The sequence below is a fragment of the Acinetobacter sp. BY419 genome (assembly GCF_019038395.1).
GTDB lineage: Bacteria > Pseudomonadota > Gammaproteobacteria > Pseudomonadales > Moraxellaceae > Acinetobacter.
Map to the genome: position 1 here is coordinate 1 of NZ_JAGFXZ010000028.1, position 22,398 is coordinate 22,398.

A 22,398-nucleotide genomic window follows, 5' to 3' on the forward strand; every position below is an offset into this window, starting at 1 on the left:
AAACGTTCAAGATCCTTGCTGAGCGTTATCGAAATAGAGGCAAAAGACTCGGTTTGAGATTCAATTTAATTGCTGGTATCTATAACCTGGAACTGAGTAAAAAATGATTTATGAAAGAAGTCTAATAAATGCTTATAATCTTTTTCCAAGTCTTGATTAACAGTAATAATATTTTTTCCATTAAAAAGTTTAATAAAGTATTTCTTATCTAAATAAGATCTTCGGTATTCTTTGTACCATCTGAAAGGATTATTGGTCTTTTTTCTAGATGATTTGAAAATCTCTCCATGTATCCATAACCATACATTTCCAGTGATAAAATCAGAAAGACAGAATGCAAATGCATGCGATAAAATGATGAGATCTGGCTGTATATCTGAGATTATTGTATTAATCTTTTCTATATCGGATGTTAGTGTTTCTCGTTTTCTGAGTAATTTACCTGAATAAATACTCTGATCAAAATTTTCTTGTATAAAGTTAAGATCTTTGGGAATATCCATTTTAATATCATGATGATTTAATGGTACAACCGTAACTTGATGACCAATCTTTTTAAAATTTATAGCAGTATCGAGAAGAATTTTTTCTGCACCACCACCTTTAAGGTGATCAACTATAAATAATATATGATATTGATTAAATTCTTTTTTCATTAGACTCTGTAAATGTATTAAGTAGAAATTTATTGATGATCTTAGTGACTAAGATTCTTTAATATATCTTGTAAGTTTCTAAACTGATCATATCTCTATAGATACTGCTCTGAAGCGATATTGATCATTTGCTCTATTTTTAATGTATTGAGAGGTAAATGTAAATCTTTCGATAAAATAGCGTCAGAAAGTTGGATTACCATAATATCATGGCCTGCCAAAGCGCTGCGTCTGATGCAACTTAGCTTAATTACTGAACATTCATTTTTTAGATGGCATTTGATGAATATAGACCGTTTTTGTTTTCAAAAGTGCTAAATAACCAGATATCACATGATTTTCAGCGGCTTTATCATTAGCATGTGCAGGTCATGATGGTGTCTATCGATTTCGAAGGCTTGTAGTATTGCTATTTTACATGCCTTGGCATTAAATAAGATAGTCATTAGTACCAATGTCCATCCGACTGAAAGGATGTATTAACTGCAAGAAGTCTGGCTCCTTTACATGATGCCGACGTATTGATTATATAGTTAGCTACATCTGTACAGGGATGCTTACATTTAAAGCCCCCGTTGGAACAAAAATACTTCAGTAAGAAGAAAAATTTCTGATAAAAGCAATTATAAAGGCTTACTTAAATTTGAGTGAAGAAAAAAAATGAGTTCAAGCTATCCTTATGTGTTATCTATTATTATTCCTGTATATGGAGTAGAGGACTATATTGAAGCTTGTATTACATCATTATTACCGCAGCTGAGTTCAGAGGTCGAATGCATTGTTGTCGATGATGGCTGTAAAGACCGTTCAATAGAAATTTTGAAAGCCTATCTTGCTACCCATTCATCTCAGGCCAATATCCGTATTATACATCAGAAAAATCAGGGGCTTAGCATGGCACGTAATAATGGTTATGCGGTGGCTAGGGGGCTGTATATTGCATATCTGGATTCTGATGATTATGTTGAGCCTCATTTTGTAGCGCGTATTTTAGAGGTCATTAGGCAGGCACCAGAGGTGGAATTAATTCACTTTAATGCACTGATGGAAAATAAACAGTATGGGACTAAACCGCTGGTGCTGGCTGACCAGACAGGCCTGGTTTATGCCGATACAGATTATTTAAAACGTGTGTTTCTTAAAAACTATTGGTATACATGGCTAAGAGTGTATAACCGTAAGCTTTTAAAGGACTTTCAGTTTCCACCAGGTCATGTATACGAAGACATGCTGTCGATTCCATTCCTGTATCGTAAAGGCCTCATTATTTATGAAATTGCCGAGCCCTTATTCAGGTATCGGTACAGGGCAGACAGTATTACCAATGGTGAAATTAAGCCGGAACATATCAAGAGTCTGGAATATGGCTTAAGCCTGTATAGAGACAAGCTGGAAAATCCCTATTTCCAAATATTGTATGAGCACCTTATTTTGGCCCTATTTGAACGGAACCTTAAACTGGGTTTTGATATCTACAGCAAATTTTTACATCGTATCAATCACGATCTGGATTATTTACAGGATAAATTACAGCATTTGAACTGGGAAAAGCGACTGATGTTACAACATCCAAAACTGTTTTACTGGTATAAAAACTGGCTCAGTTTGCGACGGTCTATCTTCTGACAATTATCCCATACGGTAAAATTTTAATGAGTCAGTTTATAAAGATTAACACCGCCTGCTAAACGTCTGAATCTCTTGTAACCCCACAAATACTGTTCTGGCGCGACATTAATCATGCGCTCCATTTCTTTATTTAAAGTATCTACAGAAAGCTGTAAATCTTTCGACAAAATATCGTCAGAAAGTTGGGTCACCACAATATCATAGCCGGATAAATCATGACGTCTGAGACAGCTTAAACCTACGACTGAGCATTGTGTTTTAGCTGCCAGCTTGGAAAGCAAGGTTGAGGACAGCGCATTTTGGCCATAAAAATAAGAATAGATTCCACCAGACTCTTTCGGGACATGATCCGGTAAAATTGCAGAAAACCCGCCTTGCTTAAGATGCTTAAACACAGCACGCACACCAGAATCGTCTGTCGGAACCAGTGTCGCATTTAGACGTTGTCTGGCTTCTAGCATAAAACGATCTATATCTTCATTCTTGCTAGGTTTATACATAATCACAGGAGAGGTGTGCTGATTCAACCAGACATTCAACAGCTCCCAAGTGCCAAAATGTGGCACCACGGCCAAACAACCATGAGGATTTTGCAAAGCCTGCAGGAAAATATCTTCGCCATGCACATCTCGAATTAAAGACAGCGCGTATTCAGGAGATGAACCCCAAATCTTGACCGACTCCGCATAAGTCATGCACTGACTTTTAAGACTCCGTTTGGTCAAATCAGCCCGTTCAGCTTCAGACAGTTCCGGATAGGCAGATGCCAGATTAATCTCAGACACCCGGCGTGCAGAAGAATGGCTGAGATACAGAAAAGATCCAGCCAGTTGCGCAAGATTTTGAATGAATCTTAATGGAAGCTTGGAGAAATTTTTGAGTAGGGTGTACATGCGATCCTGACAGTCAGATTATAGGTCTTTATCCGGATTGCCCTTCAGTACCATATAAATCAAACCCACAAAAATCAGCAGGGCACCTAAAATACTACTCAGGCAAAAATATACAATACGTTCATTGGTATCGAGATTGAACAGATTGTTGGCAAGGATATAGCGCATGAACAGCCATTGAACCACTGAAAATACAATAAGCATAATGCTGCGATTAAGAACTGCAGGACGCATAGCCATTGCTAATTACCTTAGATTAAAAACTATGGCTATTATGCCACTGTTCCAGATGCGACTCAATCTTATAAAAAAGCCCTGCGCGAGGCAGGGCTTTTTCACTTAAAACTTCAAGAATTATTCTTGAGATTCAGCTTTTGGTTTTTCACGTAAGCGAATACCAAGGTCACGCAGTTGGTTTGATTCAACGGGTGCTGGTGCTTGAGTCAATGGACATTCAGCTGTTTTGGTTTTCGGGAATGCAATCACGTCACGAATCGAAGATGCACCGGTCATCAACATTACCAGACGGTCAAGACCGAAGGCTAAACCACCATGCGGAGGCGCGCCATAACGTAAGGCATTTAACAGGAAGCTGAATTTCTCTTCTGCTTCTTCTTCAGAAATACCAAGCGCTTCAAAGATTGTTTTTTGCATTTCCAGGTTGAAGATACGCAGTGAACCACCACCGATTTCAGTACCATTCAATACCATATCGTAAGCAACAGACAACGCAGCACCCGGATTGTTCTTCACTTCTTCAACACTTGATTTAGGCAGCGTGAATGGGTGGTGAACAGAGGTCCATTTACCGTCATCAGTTTCTTCAAACATTGGGAAGTCAACCACCCAAAGTGGCGCCCACTCGCAAGTTGCCATCTTCATGTCGTGACCGACTTTAATACGTAAAGCCCCCATCGCATCGTTTACGATTTTGGCTTTGTCCGCACCGAAGAATACGATATCGCCATTTTCAGCACCAACACGTTTCAACAGATCCAGCACGATTGGCTCGATGAACTTCACGATTGGAGATTGAAGACCTTCGATGCCTTTTTCAAGCTCGTTGACTTTGATATAAGCCAAACCTTTCGCGCCATAGATGCCCACGAATTTCGTGTATTCATCAATCTGGCTACGTGGAAGTGAACCTGCACCCGGTACACGAAGCGCAACAATACGACCTTTAGGATCTTTAGCAGGACCAGCAAATACCTTGAACTCAACGTCTTGCATCATGTCTGCAACGTCAACCAGTTTCAAAGGAATACGTAAGTCAGGTTTGTCAGAGGCATAGTCACGCATTGCATCTGCATAGGTCATACGCGGGAATTTTTCGAATTGAACGTCCAGAAGTTCTTTGAACATCTTGATCGTTAATGTTTCCATCAAATCCATAATGTCATCGTCACTCATGAACGATGTTTCAACGTCGATTTGCGTGAATTCAGGCTGACGGTCAGCACGTAAGTCTTCATCACGGAAACATTTAGCGATTTGGTAGTAACGGTCAATACCGCCCACCATCAACAACTGTTTGAACAGCTGTGGAGATTGTGGCAGTGCGTAGAAGCTACCGTTAGAAACACGGCTTGGAACTAGATAGTCACGCGCACCTTCAGGCGTTGCACGGGTCAAGATCGGAGTTTCAACGTCCAGGAAACCATTCTCTTCGAAGTAGTTACGAATCAGGTTAGTCAACTTAGAACGGAAGCGTAAACGATCTAGCATTTCAGGACGACGGACGTCCAGAAAACGGTATTTCAAACGAATTTCTTCAGAAATATTGGTATTTTCGTCATTTAATGGGAATGGCGGAGTTTCTGACGCAGCAAGAACTTCGATTTCTTTACCCAAGACTTCGATTTGACCGCTCACCATATTGGCATTTTCTGTGCCTGCATAACGGCGACGTACACGGCCTGTAATTTTTAATACAAATTCTGAACGTACTTTATCAGCAGTTGCGAATGCTTCAGGAGTATCTGGGTCAATAACCACTTGAACAAGACCATCACGGTCACGCATGTCAAGGAAGATTACACCACCGTGGTCACGGCGACGGTGTACCCAACCGCATAATGTTACGGTTTGGTCAATTTGAGCTTCGGTTAAAGAACCGCAGTAATGAGTTCGCATCATAGCGTTAGAAATCCAACTATATGGGTTAAGGTCAGCGAATACGTAAACAGCGTACCGCTTTGAGTAAAGCTAAGATTATGCCTCTTTGGGCATGTTGTCACAAGAACCTGGGTCAAAAACAATATTATTTTAAAGTGAATAGGCTAAGCCAGTACTTTGTTTAACCCATCCTGCGACCTCTGTCTAAAAATAAAAACAATAAACAGCCCAGACTGAAGGTGATCAGAAAGCCCTGGCTAAATTCATTGATCGAGCGGCCAGTAAAATAGTAGAGATCTGATTGCCAGACGTCTGTAGAGATATAGCGCGCATAATCCCAGACAGAAAATAGGCCGGTCAATATAGAAAGCAGCAATAAGCCCCAGGCAAATGCTTTGATTTTGAGACTGACTGCCAGATATTGATAATGCTTTTTATAGTAATGTACGCTCATCCACAGCATAAAAGGCAAGGCGAGCACTGAAGTACCGATCTGTAAAATCCGATGCAAGGGATAACTTTGTCCAAATAACTGAACCTGTTGCGCTAAAAAATCATGAAAGGCAAAAGTACGAAAGTCGACATGAGTTAATCCATCCCAGATTAAATGGCTTGCTGTGCCGATGATCAGCGCCAGACAAACTGCCAAGGAAAACTTTAATGCTGAAATGATACTGTAAATATTTAACTCGTGCTGAATGCCGATAAAATGGTAAATGGCCGGGCGATACAAACCATACCAGATCATGCAAAAACCCAGTCCAATCCACAGGTCTGGGTGAATCAGCGAGGACCATAAATGCGTAATATTTGAATTACCCGAAGTAAAGAGACGATATAAATCGGGCACCATACAGCCAATCGCCAGTGCAGCAATAGGAAGGCGGTTTCCGCTTAAACGTGAAATGGGTGGAGCAAGCACAGCATGCGACAAGGTAAAGGGCATAAAAATAATGTTTTAAGGTAATAAAAAATATTCAAAAGACAGTTTAATAAAATATTCAGCTAATTATCGTAAAGGATTGCAAAAATAATGAAATGTTATATTATAACATCCATCAAAAATACTGAATCTGAGCTTCGGTCATGTCCTTTCCTAAGAATCTAATAACACTCTCAATTTTTGCTGTAACAGCACCTGCAGTATTTGCAGAACAACCTTTATCTTCAATCCCGGTACAGACCCTGAACACCATTCAGGTACAAGCTCATCCATTGGTGCAAACAGCGGCAGATTTTGCGGTTGCAGATCATGTGGTGGATCAGAAAGCTCTGTCTGAGCGGGCTACGACCATTGGTGACGCCTTGGCAGATGAACTGGGCGTGTATTCCAATCAGTTTGGTAGCGGAGCCAGCCGTCCCGTTATTCGTGGTCAGGATGGGCCACGCGTAAAAGTATTGCAGCATGCTTCTGAAACAGCGGATGTGTCCACTTTATCTCCTGACCATGCTGTCACCGTTGATCCGATTCTAGCCAAGCAGGTCGAAGTGATTCGCGGTCCATCTACGTTGCTTTATGGCGCCGGCACAGTCGGTGGTCTGGTGAATGTCACCGATCAGAAAATCCCGATGCAAATGCCGGAAGATGGTCTGGAAGGTACAGTGGGTCTGCGCTATAACACCGGTAGTGACGAGAAATTGGCAAGTGCAGGCGTAACTGCCGCAGTTGGTGAAAATTTTGCCCTACGCGTAGAAGGTGCAAAGCGTAAGGCCAATGATTATATTGCCCCGGATTATGTAGTCGAAGAGCCTCATGGAGATCACGTACACATTCATAAAGAGCGCCGTGTGGGCAATACCTTTGCTGAAGGGCAAACGGTAAATATTGGCGGTTCATGGATTCATGATCGAGGTTTTGTCGGATTGTCTTATAGCAACCGTCAGGATCAGTATGGCTTGCCGGGGCATAGTCATGAATATCATGGCTGTGAAATCCATGGAGATCATTTTCACTGCCCAAAACCAAGTGAAGCTGAGCACGATCATGAAGAAACAGCTGGACCTTGGGTAGATTTGAAATCTGAGCGTTATGAGGTGCGGACTGAGCTGGAACAACCCTTTGCCGGTTTTGAGAAATTACGTGCCCATGCCAGCTTTACCGACTATGAACATGATGAGCTTGAAGAAAGCGAAGTGATCAGTAACTTTAAAAGTAAGGGCTATGATGCTCGTTTAGAACTGGTGCACGTGCCAGTTGCAGGCTGGGAGGGGGTGATTGGAACCCAGCTTTCACAGCAGAAAATTAATTTATCCGCTCCAGAATCACATGGCCATGACGAGCATGATGATGAAGGGCATGAGCATGTTGACTATGCTGGCCATAATCATGATGTATTAATGGCAGATACCAAAACCCGGAAATACAGCTTATTTGCTTTGGAACATAAACAGTTCGGCGATGTGCATGTCGAGTTGGGCGCACGTGTTGAACATCAAAAAGTGAAAGTGGATTCGGAGCAGAAAGATTATTCAGGCACTGGCGTATCTGCATCTGCTGCAGCCAATTGGGAATTTGCGTCGGACTACAAGCTTTCTGTGGTGGGATCACATCAGCAGCGTTTACCTTTAGCCCAAGAACTGTATGCTGATGGTCTGCATTTTGCGACCAATACTTATGAAATAGGTAACCCTGATCTCGATAAAGAAACATCAAATAATCTTGAATTGGGTCTGCATTATGAAGGCGATCAGCTGGATTACCATGTGCATGTGTATCACAACTGGTTCGATGATTATATATATGGCGAAACGATAGCGCAGAAAGGTAATTTGCGTGGTGTCCAGTATACCCAGGACAAAGCAAGATTCTATGGTACAGAGGCTCAAGCCGGTTATCAGATCAATGATATGTATAAAATCAGTGTCTTTGGGGATTATGTGCGCGGCAAGATCGAGAGCGAAAATGCACCGCGTGTACCCGCAGGTCGTTTAGGTACCAAAGTGGAAGCAGACTTTGCCGATGGCTGGTCAGCTCTGGCTGAGTATTATCATGTCTTTAATCAGGACAAGATCGCCAGCTATGAAGATGAAACCCAGGGCTACAACATGGTTAATGTTGGTTTAAGCTATGCCAATAGCATTGCAGATCACAATGCTTACCGGGTTTATTTCAAAGCCAATAACCTACTCGATGATCAGGTCTATTCACATACTTCATTCCTGTCGAATATTCCGCAGGTGGGCCGCAACTTTACTATCGGCCTGCAGTATGATTTCTAAAGCATTCATGAAATAACAGACCAAATCAAATAGAGATCACTGAAATCTACTTGAAAAATCATCAGATAAAACCTAGCCTGAACATATTGGGTTAGGTTTTTTCTTATGCGTATCTTTCAACGAATTCACAATAAACTGAACTGGTCGACTCGCCGTTATGTGGCGTTAACCATCAGTCTGCTGGCTGTCAGCTATCTGGCATCTGCCATGTATCATACTTATAAGCCTTTGCCGGAAGGCTTGAATTACACTGGCAAGCTGCGTCATGCCGAAGTCAAATTTCTGGCCGATCAGACCTATCTGGATGCCGAAGGAAAACAGCATCTAGATCATCGCATTTTTAATGAAATGCTGAAAATGATTGAAGAGGCCAATTCACTGATTGTGCTGGATATGTTTTTATTTAATCAGCAAACCGGGACATCGAAACAGGAGCATCAGGCATTGAGTCAACAGCTGACTGATGCTTTGATCAGTAAACGTCTGGTGCAGCCTGAGGTGGAAATCAAGTTTATTACCGATCCCATTAATTCGGTTTATGGCGGGATCAAGTCTGAGCAGTATCGGGAATTGCGTCAGCATGGCATAGATGTCATTGAAACCAATCTGATCCCCTTGCGGGCTTCCAATCCGGGTTGGTCAGGTTTCTGGTATTTATGTTGCCAGGGCATGGGCAATAATCCGGAAAAAGGCTGGTTGCCAAATCCATTTGGGCCAGAAAAAATTACCCTGCGCAGTTATTTTGATTTATTTAACTTTAAGGCCAATCATCGCAAAACTTTGGTGGTGGATACCGATCAGGGCTGGAAAGCACTGGTGACGTCCATGAACCCGCATGATGGTAGCTCAAGGCATTCCAATATCGGCTTATTGGTCTGGGGTACCACAGCAGTAGATATTCTGAAAACTGAACAGTCTGTCGGCATGATGTCACAAGCCAATATGCCAGCCATTGTTGCTGGTGATTTTCAGGCAGAAAATACCCAGCCACAGGTGCAGGTCCTTACAGAAAAAGCCATTTATGATGCGATTCTAAACCTGATCCAGACTGCTAAAGCCAATGATCAGATTGATCTGGCCATGTTTTATCTGTCTGAGCGCAAGATTGTCAAAAGCCTGATTGCGGCCCATGATCGCGGTGTCAAGGTTCGGGTTTTGCTTGATCCAAATAAAGACGCTTTTGGCCGTGAGAAGAACGGGATTCCAAACCGCCAGGTGGCTTCGGAACTGCATAAAGCAGGTATTGCTGTGCGTTGGTGTCATACTCAGGGTGAGCAATGTCATAGCAAAATGCTAATAAAGCGCAATGCCCAGCAAGCTGAAATGATTTTGGGCTCGGCCAATTTCACCGCACGGAATCTGAAAAACTATAATCTGGAAACCGATATGCGTGTACTTGGTCAGCCTCAGGCCGAAGTCTTCAGGGAGGCCCAGCAATATTTTGAGGGGGCATGGTCAAATCTGAATGGTCGCTCAATGAGCGTAGACTATAGGCACTATGCAGAAAACTCGTTCTTTAAATATTGGTTATATCGTTTTATGGAATGGAGTGGCTGGTCGACGTTTTGATTTTAAATCCCACCTAACCTCCCTTTTTAAAAGGGAGGAAAGTCCCTCTTTGAAAAAGAGGGATTTAGGGAGATTTTTTATTATCAGCTTTTTGGCTCTGGATTTGGCGGAACCAGCTGATCCAGCTCTTTATCTGTTAATTGATCCAGTTCAGAAATATCGGTTTTAATTTTCCATTGGGTTTCATCATCGACCGGATTGGGTAGACGCGCTTCTAGCCAGTCACAGACCACATCGGGTGGGAAATCTGCATGATTGCACTGGATCACCCAGGACAGGAAATCTTTGGCGACACCATTCATATACGGTGGTGGGGATACGGGAAGGAACTGAGTCGGAAGACGTTCATTTTTAGAAATATAATTCAGAACATGACCTAGCTCTTGCACGGTTTGCCAAGCCAGCGGATGATCTACATTGATCTGAAATTTAAACCACCATGCATGTTTGCCATTTGAGCCATAGCTATCAATCCGTTCTTTCTGAACACTCGGCACTTTAGAAAAAAATTCATATAAACGATCGAAATTTAAATCAGCCACGGTATTCAACTCGAAACATTAAAAAAGCAATTTTAGCATAAAGCAGCAGCCTGCCGGTGCGCCCGTCAGATTGAAAATGCCTAAGCACTTTACAAAAAATTGCAGCTCCAGCGAGCTTATCCATATTTTTTGCATCTATTTTGTATAAAATATAAGCAATCTATTGGGAGGAAGCTCAAATGAAAATAGTATTATCGAGTGCAATATTCACTGCATTGCTATTGGGAGCTTCTGCACAGAGCATGGCTGGTAATGCCTGGATCGGTTATAGTGGTGTAGACCGATCCACACCAAATTATCGCAGCGCACCACGATCCTATGATCCACCACGACAGCATTATCCGCAACGTCCAGTACCACCACGTCCACATCCGCAACGACCACCACATTGGGGTTATCCGCCTGCGCAGAGTCAAAGTGGCCTAAATATTCAGTATCAGGCGCCGACCACCATTTATCAAAATTCTAATAGTTATAGCTGGGTCAATGGTGATCCGAATGTAGCCCGAATTGAAAGTTCAAGATATACCATTATTAGTGACTGGCAGCGTCTGGGTTTACCTGCACCACCGCGTGGAAGCTACTGGATCTATGAGAATGGACGTTATGTGCTGGTACCGAATCGTTAATTTGAGTTTTTTTTATGAAAAGGGCCAACCATAGAGGATTCAAGAGAGAAAGTTAAATGAACTAATAATCTCATCCTTGAGCGACTATTTTTAAAAAACATCTCCCTTGCGCAGCAGTGCTGCTCATCTCCTGGATGGAGAGGGGATTTTAATTCCCTCATAAAAAAGTATTAGGCCAATTCGTCATCTTCTGGACGTGGCGTTTTACCAAGTGGCAATGGCTTTTCACTGTGTTTGTCACGGATCACGGATGGATAGGTCCATGAGGCATAGCGCACCACGAGTATCGCAAAAGCCAGAATCAGAATCGAACCGGTAATAATGACCAGATCCATACTGGCTTTATGGGTGTGTTGAATATCCGCGATCAGTAAACGGGTCAATGCGGTAATGGCGATATAAATCAGGAAGCGTACCGGCATATGATTGGTTTTAAAGTAGATCCCGACCATGGCGCCAAGTTCCAGATAAATAAACAGCAGAAGAATGTCATCAATGGTGGCGAACTGTTTGACGGTCAGAATATCGATGACGGTATGGCCGGCGGACCAGATCACCATACAGCCAATAATAAACAGCGCAATATAATGAAAGCTTTCTACAGCGAGATTACCAAGACGATCGAGGAGGGCTTCAAATTTTTCAACTTTCAAACGGGATTTTGACATATTATCCTCCTGATTTTTCATATGATATAAAAGATACTGAGAGAATAGCGTGCAAAGATCATGCACAGAATGATTGAATGAAAAATAAAGATTAAATTATTTGAACTTTTGCGCTTTTTTTAGACTAAATTGCTATATTGTATAAGTGGTACATTGAATAAATAGGAGAAAAAAAGTGTTAGATAAAATTCAAACAAAAATTAGCCAATTAGAAGCCGGAAAAAAGTTAATCCTCGGCGTAGGCATTAAGGCTGAAGATATGCAAAAGGTGGTGGAACTCTGCGAGTCTTTAGAGTCAGAGGGGAATATCAGAATTGTGAATAAACATCTCAATCCGAAAAGCAATAATCAACCAGATACATTACTGATTCAGAAAGTTTGATTTTTACATCTTTATAAAAAACGCCTGCTGATGCAGGCGTTTTTTATTGCAGTTTTCTGAGCTTAGGCTTGGGTGGTAAAATACTCTTCAGAGAAATTCATGATTACGTCAGAACCTGATTTCACTTTAGTAATGCGTAATGCCAGTTCAGGCAGAATACGTTGCACAAAATAATGTGCCAAAGCGAGTTTATTTTGATAGAACTCACCCTCTTTATTTTTTGCTGCATTCGCAATGCGCGCGAACATATAAGAGAAGCTCAACAGACCTACAGCGTGCAGATAGTCGACTGCGGTCGAGTTCGGGAAGTCATGACTTTCTCTTGCTGCTTCCAGAATGTATTGAGTCACCGATTCCACTTCAGTCGCTGCATCCAGTGTGGCATCTTTGATGAAGTTCAGGTCTGCATCCAAGCTATTGGCAAAGTCACGGATTTCAGAGATATATTCAGAGATATATTCACCGCCACATTTAATGGTTTTACGACCGATCAAGTCTTGTGACTGTATGCCGTTGGTGCCTTCATAAATCTGGGAAATACGCAGGTCACGGATACATTGCTCCACGCCCCATTCGCGGATATAGCCATGACCACCGAAGACCATTTGTGCATCCAATGTTGCCTGAAATGCAGTATCGGTTAAATAAGCTTTTGCGATTGGTGTCAGCAAGGCCACGCGGTCATTGGCTTTTTTCACAGCTTCTGGATCGGTAGAGAACTTGGTGATATCCAGCTGTTGACCCACATACACCGCAAATGCACGCGAAGCTTCATTGTTGGCACGTACATTCAGCAGCATACGGCGCACATCGCCATGAACCAGAATGCTGTCTGCAGGTTTGTCTGGTGATTGAACACCAGTCGCGCTACGACCCTGTAAACGGTCTGTCGCGTATTGTGCAGCGTTTTGATAAGCAAATTCAGAAGCACCTAAGCCTTGGATACCCATGGACAGACGTTCGTAGTTCATCATGACGAACATTGCAGCCAGGCCTTCATTTTCTTTGCCGACCAGGTAGCCTTTAGCACCGTCAAAGTTCATCACACAGGTTGCTGATGCCTTGATGCCCATCTTGTGTTCGATTGAGCCTGGGCTAACCGGGTTGCGCTCCCCTAGAGAACCGTCTTCATTTACCAGGAATTTCGGTACGATGAATAAAGAAATACCGCGTGAGCCAGCAGGTGCATCGGGTGTTTTTGCCAAAACCAGGTGGATGATATTTTCCGCCAGGTCGTGATCACCACCGGTAATGAAAATCTTGGTACCGGTAATGCTATAGCTGCCGTCTTCATTGCGTTCAGCTTTGGTCTTGATAATACCCAGATCAGTACCCGCATGTGGTTCGGTTAAGCACATCGTGCCTGACCATTCACCTGAATAAATTTTAGGTAAATAGGTTTCTTTTTGTGCTTGTGATGCATAGCTGTTGAGTGCCATACCTGCACCGACAGAAAGTAGCGGATACAGCATGAAAGACGGGTTGGTTGCAAACAGCATTTCATCAGAAAGTACGGTCAGCATTTTCGGCATTTCCTGGCCGCCCCATTCCATATCTGCGCCCAGGCCAATCCAGCCGCCTTCAGCATATTGTTTGAAGGCTTCTTTAAAGCCCGCAGGTGTGGTCACATTGCCATTTTCATATTTTGCGCCTTCTTCATCACCTGTACGGTTCAGGGGAAGCGTGACATTTTGTGAAAATTTTGCCATTTCCTCAAGAATTGCTTCTGCGGTTGCAGCATCCAGATGCGCTAAATTTTCATTGGCCTGCCAGAATTGTTCTGCATTGAAGACATCGTTCAGGATGAATTTCATATCGGCAAGTGGCGCGTTATAAATTGGCATAGTGTGTCACCTGTTTATTGTTTGATTAAATGGGTTTTACTCAGTCTAAATGACTCAAAATCTGAATGTTAGACGACTAAAGGTTAATTCTGTAACTCTTTATAAAGAAAAAGGACTGCCTGTTCATTGACCGTCCTTTTTCTGTGATGCGCTTAGTCTGGCACTAACTTAGAATGCGAAATGTTCTGCATCCAAGCTCATCAGTGGATCTACACCTGTCGCAATCACTTCAACGTGTGAACGAACGCGTGGCAGAATTTTCTTGAAGTAGAAGCGTGCTGTAGTCACTTTGGCATTGTAGAAGTCAACTTCAGTGGTGCCAGCAGCCAGCTGCTCTTGAGCAACCAGTGCCATACGTGCCCATAGGTAAGCCAGAGTGACATAACCAGAGAAGTACAGGTAATCGACTGCAGCCGCACCAACTTCTTCAGGGTTTTGCATCGCGCGCATACCAATTTGCATGGTCAGGTCGCCCCATTCCTTGTTTAGGGCAGCCAATGGTTCAACGAATTCTTTCATTGCAGCATTGTCTTTGTGTGCTTCAGTAAATTTGTGGATGATCTTGGTGAAGTCTTTTAACATTGCACCTTGAGTACCCAATACTTTACGGCCTAACAAGTCGAGTGCCTGGATTTCAGTAGTACCTTCGTACAAACAAGCAATACGTGTATCACGTACGATTTGCTCCATGCCATGCTCAGAAATAAAGCCATGACCACCGAATACCTGAACGCCGTGTTTCGCAGCTTCAGAACCGGTTTCAGTCAGGAATGCTTTTGCGATAGGTGTTAGCAATGACAGGATATTATCTGCAAATTTACGGTCGGCTTCTTCTGCAGCATGTTCAACCACGTCAGCATATTGCGCCAACAGGTAAACCAGTGCACGACCTGCTTCAGCATATGCTTTTTGCGTCAACAGCATGTTACGTACTGCTGGATGCACAATAATTGGATCTGCTTCTTTTTCTGGGGTTTTAGGACCACTTAAAGAACGCATTGCCAGACGGTCTTTGGCATAGGCAAGAGCACCCTGGAAAGATGCTTCAGAAGCTGCCAGACCTTGTACTGCCGTACCGATACGTGCTGTGTTCATGAAGGTGAACATGCAGTTCAGGCCGCGGTTTTCAGGCCCAATCAGGAAGCCTTTCGCGTTGTCAAAGTTAATGACACAGGTTGCGTTACCGTGGATCCCCATTTTGTGTTCGATTGAACCACAACGCACACCATTACGTTCGCCAATTGAACCATCAGCATTCAGATTGAACTTCGGTACGATGAATAATGAAATACCTTTGGTGCCTTTTGGTGCACCTGGCAGGCGAGCAAGTACGATATGGATGATGTTTTCAGCCATGTCGTGTTCCCCAGCAGAGATGAAGATTTTCTCGCCAGAAATTGCGTAGCTACCGTCTGCTTGTGGCTCAGCTTTGGTACGGATAATACCCAGGTCAGAACCTGCATGAGATTCAGTCAGGCACATGGTACCAGTCCACTCACCTGAAACCAGTTTAGGTAGGTAAGCATCTTTTTGTTCATCTGAACCATGGTGTTCTAAAGTACGAACTGCACCGTGAGACAGGCCAGGGTACATGCCCCATGCCCAGTTCGCAGTACCGACCATTTCAGAAATAGTAATGCCTAAAGAATTTGGTAAGCCTTGACCGCCGTATTGTTCTTCAGCAGAAAGTGAAGGGAAGCCAAGCTCGATGTATTTTTGATAGGCTTCTTTAAAGCCAGTTGGCGTGGTAACAACGCCGTCATTCCAGGTACAACCTTCACGGTCGCCGACCTGGTTGATAGGAGATAATTCATTTTCACAGAAGTCGGCCGCAGCTTCTAAGTACTGATCTACCAGCTCGCGGCTTACGTTTTCTTGGAATGCAGGGAGATTTGCATAGTGTTGTTCAGCATTTAATAATTCATGCAAAACAAATTGCATATCACGTAAAGGCGCTTTGTATTGTGGCATATCGGTTTCCTCAATACTGGTTGAACCAGCGTTATAATCTTAGATGAACTAAAACCTGTCTTCACTGACACGGTTTGGAATGGTCTAATCGTGCAACAACTTCCCCTGCGGTACAAGCTTTTCGGGGTGATTTCTTGGTGACTGTAAAGTCAAAGATTAATCTGCTTGTAACATTAAATGTCTTGAGTATAAAGACTTTAGCTATATTTTATAGGAAAGGAATAGTCAACCGCATGTGCAAAAGAGAACACAATAAAAAAGCACCCGAAGGTGCTGGTTGTGACGCATTGATTCCTATGAATTAATAGGCAGGCACTTTAGGCTGGAAACGAACAAGGCATTTGCCATTGACTGTTTGTTCACCGATCTTAATCTGTACAGCAGTACCGTCTTTTTTGCCTTGGCAGGCTTGTAGCATCGCTTGTTGCTGTGCCTGACGTTGAGCGAGGCGCTGGTCAAACTGTTGGGTCAATTCTGCACGTTTGGCATCAGTTAAGGCAGCGCCGCGTATCATGCCTCCACGCATATCGGCACGCATTGGATGATGTTCACCTTTCATGCCACGATATTCGCCACGTTGACCTTTCATGTCTTTAGGGTCTGCTTTAAAGACCATCTGACAGGTGCCGTCTATAGTTTTATCACCAGCCTTGACCTGAATGGCTGAACCCACCGCTTTATTGTCACACGCCTGTTGAAGCTGCTTGGCAAACTGCATGCGTTCCGCACGCTTTGCCTTAAACTGCTCACGCTGTTCAGGAGAAAGATGATGTTTTTTGCCTTCATGATGTTTCATCATGTGGGGCTGATCATTGCTTGAAACGTTGCTGGTAGATTGACAGGCAGTCAAAGCGCCCATCGATAAAACACTGGCACTGATTAATGCTATTTTTGTCATGGTTTGCATATGATTTATCCCGTTAAAGGTCTGATTCTTTTGATCGTTAAAGATTAAACAATAAAGATGTAGAAACAATGAAGGGTTTTTTGATGCAGTGTTCGCTACAATAATGAATATAGAAGAAAAATTGAGATTTCTGTTTTGAACATTCGCCGTATTCCCATTGCATTACGTCTGTTTTTGACCGTGCTGTTGACCACGCTGGTCATTACCACAGTGAGTCTGGGTGTATTGCATCTGAATATGCAGCGTAATTTTGCCCGCTATGTCGCCGATGTCGAAATGCAAAAGCTGGATTATGTCATTGAAAATCTGGCGGATGTCTATGCGGTGTATCAGGACTGGGGCAATGCGATTCAGGCCCAAATCCTGCAAATAGAGGGCGAAGCCGCACCGGATGATTATGACCGTTTGTCACGCTGGTGGCTACGCCGTCAGTATGATATTGCCTTGCAGCAGCGTTATTTTCAGGAACAGACCTTGGCTCAGGTAGCGCCGAGTATGGTGGATCCAGCGCTGCCACAACGTCAGGTCAATGCAGAAGAGCTACGTGTGCTGGCGTCTAATTTACCCTCCCAGTTTCAACCTTTTGAAGGCCTCAAATTCCCGCTTAGTTCCAATCAGAATCTGTTTAGAACTGACCGCAAGAATGGTGAGCAAGCAGCACAGCAACCGACCGGCAAGAAACAGTTTATCCAGATGCCGGACCGTCTTGGCCTGAGTTCACGTCTTTCTCTTTATGATGCAAAACGTCGTTTTGTGGTGGGTGAAGCTTCGGATGAGCAGATTTCTTATCGCCCGATTATGGTGAATAACGAGATTATCGGCTATTTGGGCTTAAAACCGGTTCTGGATCAGGATGACGCTTTAAGTATTAATTTCTTCAGTAACCAGAAACGTTATTTATTTCTGGTCTATGGCTTAAGTATTCTAGCCAGTCTGATTGCCTCCCTGTTATTGGCGACTTATTTCAAAAAGCCGATTCAACGTCTGTTAAATGGTACGCGTGCCTTGACCCAAGGGAATTATCAATATCAGGTCAAAGTGAACCGGAATGATGAATTGGGTGACTTGTCCAATGAATTAAATGCCTTGGCTGTGATTCTGGATCAGCACGAGACTTCACGCCGTCAATGGGTAGCAGATACTTCACATGAGTTGAAAACCCCGCTTGCAGTATTGCAGGCGCAGATTGAAGCGATGCAGGACGGGATCCGTAAACCCACTCCTGAACATTTTGCTTCCATGCTGGCGCAGGTCACCAGTCTGAAAAAGCTGACCCAGGATCTGGCCGCGCTGGCACAGGCCGATGCCCAGCAATTGCAATTTTACTTCTCGACGGTGAATCCGTGGGAGGTGGTACAGCAGGAACTTATCAACTTCCAGCCGAACTTTGAACAGGCTGAATTGACGATCACTGCAGAGGGTGAAGGTACTGAGTTAAATCTGGATCTGGACCGTTTTAAACAGATTGTCGCCAACTTGCTGAGTAACAGTATTCGCTATACTGAAGCAGGTGGGCAGGTTCATATTCATACCACACAGGATGATAAAGAATGGACCTTATATGTCGATGACAGTCCGTTTGGTCTGACTGATGAACAGTTGGCGCATATTGGTGAGCGTTTCTACCGTGTCGATGATTCGCGTACCCGGGCGACTGGCGGAACCGGACTTGGTTTGGCATTATCATGTAAAATTACGCAGGCGCTGGGTGGCAGCTTAAGCTTTGCACATTCACCACTCGGTGGTTTACGATGCAAGCTGAGCTTTCCTAAACAAATGAAACCATAAAGGAAATATATTGATGAAACATGTCATGCTGGTTGAAGATGAAATCGAACTTGCACAGTTGGTGCGAGACTATCTGGAAGCTGCTGGGTTTGAGGTCAGTATGTTTCATGATGGGCAGGAAGCATATAACAGCTTTATCCAGCGTAAACCGAGTCTGATGATTCTAGATCTGATGGTACCGCGTATGGACGGTCTGACCATTTGCCGTAAAGTACGTGAACAGTCAGATTTACCAATTATTATGGTGACTGCGCGTACCGAAGAAATTGACCGTGTGCTGGGTCTGAATATGGGTGCAGATGATTACCTGTGTAAACCATTTAGTCCAAAAGAACTGGTAGCACGGGTACAGGCAGTATTACGTCGACTGGATCGCAAATCGGAACCTGAAAGCAATGATCTGTTCCGTATGGACAAATCTCAGCAGCGGATCTGGTATCAACAAAAGGCACTGAACCTGACACCGACTGAATTCCGTTTACTGGAATTATTCCTGGAACATGTCGGGCAGGTTTATTCGCGTGCGCAATTGCTCGATCATATTAACCCGGACAGTTTTGATGTCGCAGACCGTGTCATTGACAGTCATATCAAAAACCTGCGCCGCAAGATTTCAGATGCTGCTGAAACGGGTAACCGTCATGAGTGGATTCAGGCAGTCTATGGTGTCGGCTACCGTTTTGAATATCCTGAAGACTGATTTTTAGTCCGGTTCAAGAAAAGCGAATAGGTGAGTGCCTATTCGCTTTTTTTTATAAATCGTTATTTTTTGATTTTATGAAAATAATAGGTAACTTATATAATGCCTCCTCGATCATTTTTAGATGATTCTGAAACATATGGCTTTGATGGCCTAGAATCTATGCGAGTCTAAATTATTTATTATTTTTTAGATTCTAATTAAGTGCAAAACACTATTGGCTATAAATATTTTTATTTATTTCAATATCATAATGAATACAGTCTCTAGTATCCTCACCGATTAAAGGAAATTTTGCCCAGTTTTTTAAAATGGCTTTTTGGGTGAAACCTGATTTAATCAGGACGTTTTGCGATCTGGTATGTTCTGCATCACAAAAAGTCTCAATTCTTTCAAGAGAGCTGTTGTTTTTTAAGTAAATAATTACGGCTTTTAGTGCTTCTTGCATGAATCCCTGGCCTTGAAATTTTTCCCTAGCCCAAAGTGGATTTCCCCATAATTATCTTTATTAAAAAATAGCACAATCCCCAGAGCTAAACCGGATTTCCGGTTGCTGATGATCCAGGCAAAATCTTTACTGGGGTTCTCCCAGTTGGCCCCGCACCAATTTTCCAACATGTTTTTTGTCTGACTTATATTTTTATGTGGCATTCTCTGAAGGTATTTACTCGATTCCCAGTCTCCAAAATATTCAGTAAAGAGAGAATTTTCATCCCCAGTCTGAAATTTACGTAAATTTAGACGATCAGTTTTTATAGGCGAAGCTAATCCCTTGCGAGTCTTCATAGTTATTTAATTTAAAAATCTAGCTTTAGTTTAAAAATATATGATCAGTTTATTTAAGTACAGCTTAAATGCTTTTAAGTAATTTAATTCTTTGCTGATCTAATTTCTTTAACTTTTCAGTTGATAAAAGTTCATCGCTAAATAGTCGTGCCTTACATCAATAGACATTCGATTGGTGGTCAAATGACATTAGGACAAAATGTTTTTAAAGCAAAAACGTTTAACATCCTTAATTTTACTGAATGTTTTACCTTTTACTGACTTGAATATATTTATATTTTTTAATAATTCTTCTGCCTGAGTGTAGCTCAGTTGATTTTTACGTAATTGATCAATTGTGGCGCTCTGCCTCACTTCAAACATAGATTCAGTCCAGCTTCCATATTCAGGGAGGTAAAAAAGTCGATCTCCATATGTCCAAAAACTCCCATTGATTGGCATTCCTTTATATAGTGGATGCTGAATGAACAGATCTTCCTCTTTTTTCCATTGAGAGAGAGGCATATTGTTTAGCATTCTAATTTCTGAGGTTGTTGAGCATAATTCAGAAAAAAACGTGAATAGAGTGCTTGAGAAGGTTTGATATTTTCTAAAAAAATAAATGTGCTTACCATTACTGAATACACTTGGGGATAATCTGTGAAGTTCTGAGATAAAGGGATTTTTGTTGAGGACTTCGAGTTGAAGCTTTTGAGTATTAAAAAAAGCGATTTGATCATCAGAAGTAAAAATTGGGAAAAAGGTATGATTGTCATCTTTTTTAATTATCTTTAGATTTGGATAATCAATTTTATGTGATTGATAAAAATAACGATCGCTTAATGGGTCATATAAGTAAATTTCGAAGTCAAATGGAATGGATTTTAAAGCGTCATTGTAATTTAAATCTAAAACTTCATGTTTATAAAAAACATTTTTTTGATCTGTGATATAGCTATTTTCTTGCCAGATATTTTCATGGGGTTGAAAGGCGGTTAAATATCTTAAGTGATATGGATCTGTTGATTTTAATTGTTGTCCTTCAACATAGGTCGATTCACCATTCGTCACGATATTTTTAATTATTAGCTTATAGTTTTGCTTACCATTTTTTAACTGGTATAGCGGATAGTGGTGTCCTGATTTTGCAATTTTCCCCCCAAATAACATCGCATCTATTTTTTCAGATAAAGTAGGATCAATCGAATCTGAACTTGCCTTAAAATTCCAATCACAAAAATAAGTATTCTGATGATCAGTCAGATAGCCATCTCCCAGATAAATGAAACGAGAAGGGCTTAGATTGGGAATTTTTTGAAATCCACAATACACATTGTTTTTATCTAGGGCTATATTTTTTCTTCGATTCTGATCTTGATCAAAAGAATCTTTCCAATGGAAATGTTGAGCCAATGTTTTAAACGAGTTTACATCCGCTTCTGGAATGGGAACGCCATATCGAGCGAGTGGAATGGGGAAAAAGTAATAAATTTGATTATTTAATTTTTGAAAATGATACGATTCATTTTTAACAAGAGCGACTCCTGTACGGTCAAAATAATCTGTTATGAGACCTGGAGGAGAGAATTGCGCAAAGCGTTCCTCCTTGCTTAAAGTAGATTTGGTGAGTTGAGGAAATAAATAGATTAATACCAATATGCTTAAAGCAATCCCTGTTATTTTTATATTTAACATGCATCCTCACATGAGCAATGAAATTTTATTCTTGAAGTATTAAGTTATTTACTTTGTAGTTCTTAATAGAGATATTCTCTGCCTTTCAACTTTCTTTAACTTCGATACTACCAGCTCATAAGAATTCAGCACCAAATCTTCGATCAAAGCTTCATCCAGAGTTTCGTCCTCATAAACAGTAATCCAGTGCTGTTTATTCATATGCCAGCCAGTACGAATATAAGGATAAATATCCCGTAACATCACGCCATGATCAGGTTCGACTTTTAAATTAATGGCTGCTTTGCCTTGTAAATGAAAGCTCAACATAAAGACTTTATCAACTACTTTAAATACATCGTAATCCTCACCAAAAGGCTGAGTGATAGTCACCTCAGGGAGTTTTATGGCTGTTTTTGCGGCAAGTTCATGTAAAGGCATAAG

Annotated in this window: 19 protein-coding genes and 2 pseudogenes; 8 read left to right on the forward strand and 13 right to left on the reverse strand. The window is 42.1% G+C overall.

Going from position 1 to position 22,398, the window contains the following annotated elements; translation table 11 throughout:
• Positions 1-107 (forward strand): annotated as a pseudogene (locus KUG37_RS11175) (IS5/IS1182 family transposase); the annotation flags it as partial.
• On the opposite strand, the gene KUG37_RS11180 reads toward KUG37_RS11175, so the two are convergent.
• Positions 66-656 carry a hypothetical protein gene (locus KUG37_RS11180; RefSeq protein WP_216938490.1) on the reverse strand — a complete coding sequence of 197 codons (591 nt, stop codon included), beginning with the start codon at positions 654-656 and terminating at the stop codon, positions 66-68. The pseudogene KUG37_RS11175 and the gene KUG37_RS11180 sit on opposite strands and share 42 nt — an antisense overlap.
• A 660-nt stretch (positions 657-1,316) precedes the next feature.
• Here KUG37_RS11180 and KUG37_RS11185 point away from each other — a divergent pair.
• On the forward strand, positions 1,317-2,282 hold the full coding sequence (locus KUG37_RS11185; protein WP_216940437.1) for a glycosyltransferase: 966 nt from the start codon (positions 1,317-1,319) through the stop codon (positions 2,280-2,282).
• 23 nt (positions 2,283-2,305) lie between these two features.
• Here the strand turns inward: KUG37_RS11185 and KUG37_RS11190 are convergent, their stop codons facing one another.
• The 4 genes from KUG37_RS11190 to KUG37_RS11205 form a co-directional block, all read right to left on the reverse strand.
• On the reverse strand, positions 2,306-3,178 hold the full coding sequence (locus KUG37_RS11190) for a lysophospholipid acyltransferase family protein (RefSeq protein ID WP_216937284.1): 873 nt from the start codon (positions 3,176-3,178) through the stop codon (positions 2,306-2,308).
• Positions 3,179-3,196: 18 nt separating this feature from the next.
• Positions 3,197-3,418, reverse strand: a complete 222-nt coding sequence (locus KUG37_RS11195; RefSeq protein WP_216937282.1) for a hypothetical protein — start codon at positions 3,416-3,418, stop codon at positions 3,197-3,199.
• Between the two features lie 114 nt (positions 3,419-3,532).
• Positions 3,533-5,317, reverse strand: coding sequence for an aspartate--tRNA ligase (gene aspS / locus KUG37_RS11200; protein WP_216937280.1), 1,785 nt, complete (start codon positions 5,315-5,317; stop codon positions 3,533-3,535).
• Positions 5,318-5,477: 160 nt separating this feature from the next.
• Positions 5,478-6,242 carry a DUF4184 family protein gene (locus tag KUG37_RS11205; protein ID WP_216940439.1) on the reverse strand — a complete coding sequence of 255 codons (765 nt, stop codon included), beginning with the start codon at positions 6,240-6,242 and terminating at the stop codon, positions 5,478-5,480.
• Between the two features lie 140 nt (positions 6,243-6,382).
• Between KUG37_RS11205 and znuD the strand changes: the two genes are divergently transcribed.
• Entirely contained in the window at positions 6,383-8,515 is a 2,133-nt protein-coding gene (znuD, locus tag KUG37_RS11210) for a zinc piracy TonB-dependent receptor ZnuD (RefSeq protein ID WP_216937276.1), read from the forward strand.
• A gap of 105 nt (positions 8,516-8,620) precedes the next feature.
• Positions 8,621-10,084, forward strand: a complete 1,464-nt coding sequence (locus KUG37_RS11215; RefSeq protein ID WP_216937274.1) for a phospholipase D-like domain-containing protein — start codon at positions 8,621-8,623, stop codon at positions 10,082-10,084.
• A gap of 83 nt (positions 10,085-10,167) precedes the next feature.
• On the opposite strand, the gene KUG37_RS11220 is transcribed toward KUG37_RS11215, so the two are convergent.
• Positions 10,168-10,626 carry a hypothetical protein gene (locus KUG37_RS11220; RefSeq protein WP_216937272.1) on the reverse strand — a complete coding sequence of 153 codons (459 nt, stop codon included), beginning with the start codon at positions 10,624-10,626 and terminating at the stop codon, positions 10,168-10,170.
• 179 nt (positions 10,627-10,805) lie between these two features.
• Between KUG37_RS11220 and KUG37_RS11225 the strand changes: the two genes are divergently transcribed.
• Complete coding sequence (locus KUG37_RS11225) at positions 10,806-11,255, forward strand: RcnB family protein (protein ID WP_216937270.1); 450 nt, start codon at positions 10,806-10,808, stop codon at positions 11,253-11,255.
• A gap of 170 nt (positions 11,256-11,425) precedes the next feature.
• Here the strand turns inward: KUG37_RS11225 and KUG37_RS11230 are convergent, their stop codons facing one another.
• A complete protein-coding gene (locus tag KUG37_RS11230; protein WP_216937267.1) occupies positions 11,426-11,923 on the reverse strand; it encodes a phosphate-starvation-inducible protein PsiE in 498 nt (165 codons plus the stop codon).
• Between the two features lie 175 nt (positions 11,924-12,098).
• On the opposite strand from KUG37_RS11230, the gene KUG37_RS11235 reads away from it, so the two are divergent.
• Positions 12,099-12,305, forward strand: a complete 207-nt coding sequence (locus tag KUG37_RS11235) for a hypothetical protein (RefSeq protein WP_216937265.1) — start codon at positions 12,099-12,101, stop codon at positions 12,303-12,305.
• 62 nt (positions 12,306-12,367) lie between these two features.
• On the opposite strand, the gene KUG37_RS11240 is transcribed toward KUG37_RS11235, so the two are convergent.
• From KUG37_RS11240 to KUG37_RS11250, 3 genes are all read right to left on the reverse strand, one after another.
• Positions 12,368-14,149: an acyl-CoA dehydrogenase C-terminal domain-containing protein gene (locus KUG37_RS11240; protein ID WP_216937262.1), complete on the reverse strand. Its 1,782-nt coding sequence runs from the start codon at positions 14,147-14,149 to the stop codon at positions 12,368-12,370.
• A 168-nt stretch (positions 14,150-14,317) separates the two neighbouring features.
• Positions 14,318-16,120 (reverse strand): acyl-CoA dehydrogenase C-terminal domain-containing protein, encoded by a 1,803-nt coding sequence (locus tag KUG37_RS11245; RefSeq protein WP_216937260.1) that lies wholly within the window; start codon positions 16,118-16,120, stop codon positions 14,318-14,320.
• Between the two features lie 301 nt (positions 16,121-16,421).
• Positions 16,422-17,027: a hypothetical protein gene (locus tag KUG37_RS11250; RefSeq protein WP_216937258.1), complete on the reverse strand. Its 606-nt coding sequence runs from the start codon at positions 17,025-17,027 to the stop codon at positions 16,422-16,424.
• A 135-nt stretch (positions 17,028-17,162) separates the two neighbouring features.
• On the opposite strand from KUG37_RS11250, the gene baeS reads away from it, so the two are divergent.
• Entirely contained in the window at positions 17,163-18,815 is a 1,653-nt protein-coding gene (gene baeS / locus KUG37_RS11255; RefSeq protein ID WP_216940441.1) for a sensor histidine kinase efflux regulator BaeS, read from the forward strand.
• 13 nt (positions 18,816-18,828) lie between these two features.
• Positions 18,829-19,515: a response regulator gene (locus KUG37_RS11260; protein WP_216937253.1), complete on the forward strand. Its 687-nt coding sequence runs from the start codon at positions 18,829-18,831 to the stop codon at positions 19,513-19,515.
• Positions 19,516-19,729: 214 nt separating this feature from the next.
• Here the strand turns inward: KUG37_RS11260 and KUG37_RS14910 are convergent.
• The 3 genes and pseudogenes from KUG37_RS14910 to KUG37_RS11275 form a co-directional block, all read right to left on the reverse strand.
• A pseudogene (locus tag KUG37_RS14910) lies at positions 19,730-20,301 on the reverse strand (GNAT family N-acetyltransferase).
• Between the two features lie 189 nt (positions 20,302-20,490).
• Positions 20,491-21,975, reverse strand: coding sequence for a DKNYY domain-containing protein (locus KUG37_RS11270; RefSeq protein ID WP_216937251.1), 1,485 nt, complete (start codon positions 21,973-21,975; stop codon positions 20,491-20,493).
• Positions 21,976-22,023: 48 nt separating this feature from the next.
• Positions 22,024-22,395, reverse strand: a complete 372-nt coding sequence (locus KUG37_RS11275; RefSeq protein WP_216938476.1) for an MmcQ/YjbR family DNA-binding protein — start codon at positions 22,393-22,395, stop codon at positions 22,024-22,026.
• Positions 22,396-22,398 lie beyond the last annotated feature (3 nt).

What these genes read in the sequence shown, in the direction of transcription:
- KUG37_RS11180 (WP_216938490.1), bottom strand. Translation starts at nt 656, where the DNA reads ATGAAAAAAGAATTTAATCAATATCATATATTATTTATAGTTGATCAC.
- KUG37_RS11185 (WP_216940437.1), top strand. Translation starts at nt 1,317, where the DNA reads ATGAGTTCAAGCTATCCTTATGTGTTATCTATTATTATTCCTGTATAT.
- KUG37_RS11190 (WP_216937284.1), bottom strand. Translation starts at nt 3,178, where the DNA reads ATGTACACCCTACTCAAAAATTTCTCCAAGCTTCCATTAAGATTCATT.
- KUG37_RS11195 (WP_216937282.1), bottom strand. Translation starts at nt 3,418, where the DNA reads ATGGCTATGCGTCCTGCAGTTCTTAATCGCAGCATTATGCTTATTGTA.
- aspS (WP_216937280.1), bottom strand. Translation starts at nt 5,317, where the DNA reads ATGATGCGAACTCATTACTGCGGTTCTTTAACCGAAGCTCAAATTGAC.
- KUG37_RS11205 (WP_216940439.1), bottom strand. Translation starts at nt 6,242, where the DNA reads ATGCCCTTTACCTTGTCGCATGCTGTGCTTGCTCCACCCATTTCACGT.
- znuD (WP_216937276.1), top strand. Translation starts at nt 6,383, where the DNA reads ATGTCCTTTCCTAAGAATCTAATAACACTCTCAATTTTTGCTGTAACA.
- KUG37_RS11215 (WP_216937274.1), top strand. Translation starts at nt 8,621, where the DNA reads ATGCGTATCTTTCAACGAATTCACAATAAACTGAACTGGTCGACTCGC.
- KUG37_RS11225 (WP_216937270.1), top strand. Translation starts at nt 10,806, where the DNA reads ATGAAAATAGTATTATCGAGTGCAATATTCACTGCATTGCTATTGGGA.
- KUG37_RS11230 (WP_216937267.1), bottom strand. Translation starts at nt 11,923, where the DNA reads ATGTCAAAATCCCGTTTGAAAGTTGAAAAATTTGAAGCCCTCCTCGAT.
- KUG37_RS11240 (WP_216937262.1), bottom strand. Translation starts at nt 14,149, where the DNA reads ATGCCAATTTATAACGCGCCACTTGCCGATATGAAATTCATCCTGAAC.
- KUG37_RS11245 (WP_216937260.1), bottom strand. Translation starts at nt 16,120, where the DNA reads ATGCCACAATACAAAGCGCCTTTACGTGATATGCAATTTGTTTTGCAT.
- KUG37_RS11250 (WP_216937258.1), bottom strand. Translation starts at nt 17,027, where the DNA reads ATGCAAACCATGACAAAAATAGCATTAATCAGTGCCAGTGTTTTATCG.
- KUG37_RS11260 (WP_216937253.1), top strand. Translation starts at nt 18,829, where the DNA reads ATGAAACATGTCATGCTGGTTGAAGATGAAATCGAACTTGCACAGTTG.
- KUG37_RS11270 (WP_216937251.1), bottom strand. Translation starts at nt 21,975, where the DNA reads ATGTTAAATATAAAAATAACAGGGATTGCTTTAAGCATATTGGTATTA.
- KUG37_RS11275 (WP_216938476.1), bottom strand. Translation starts at nt 22,395, where the DNA reads ATGCCTTTACATGAACTTGCCGCAAAAACAGCCATAAAACTCCCTGAG.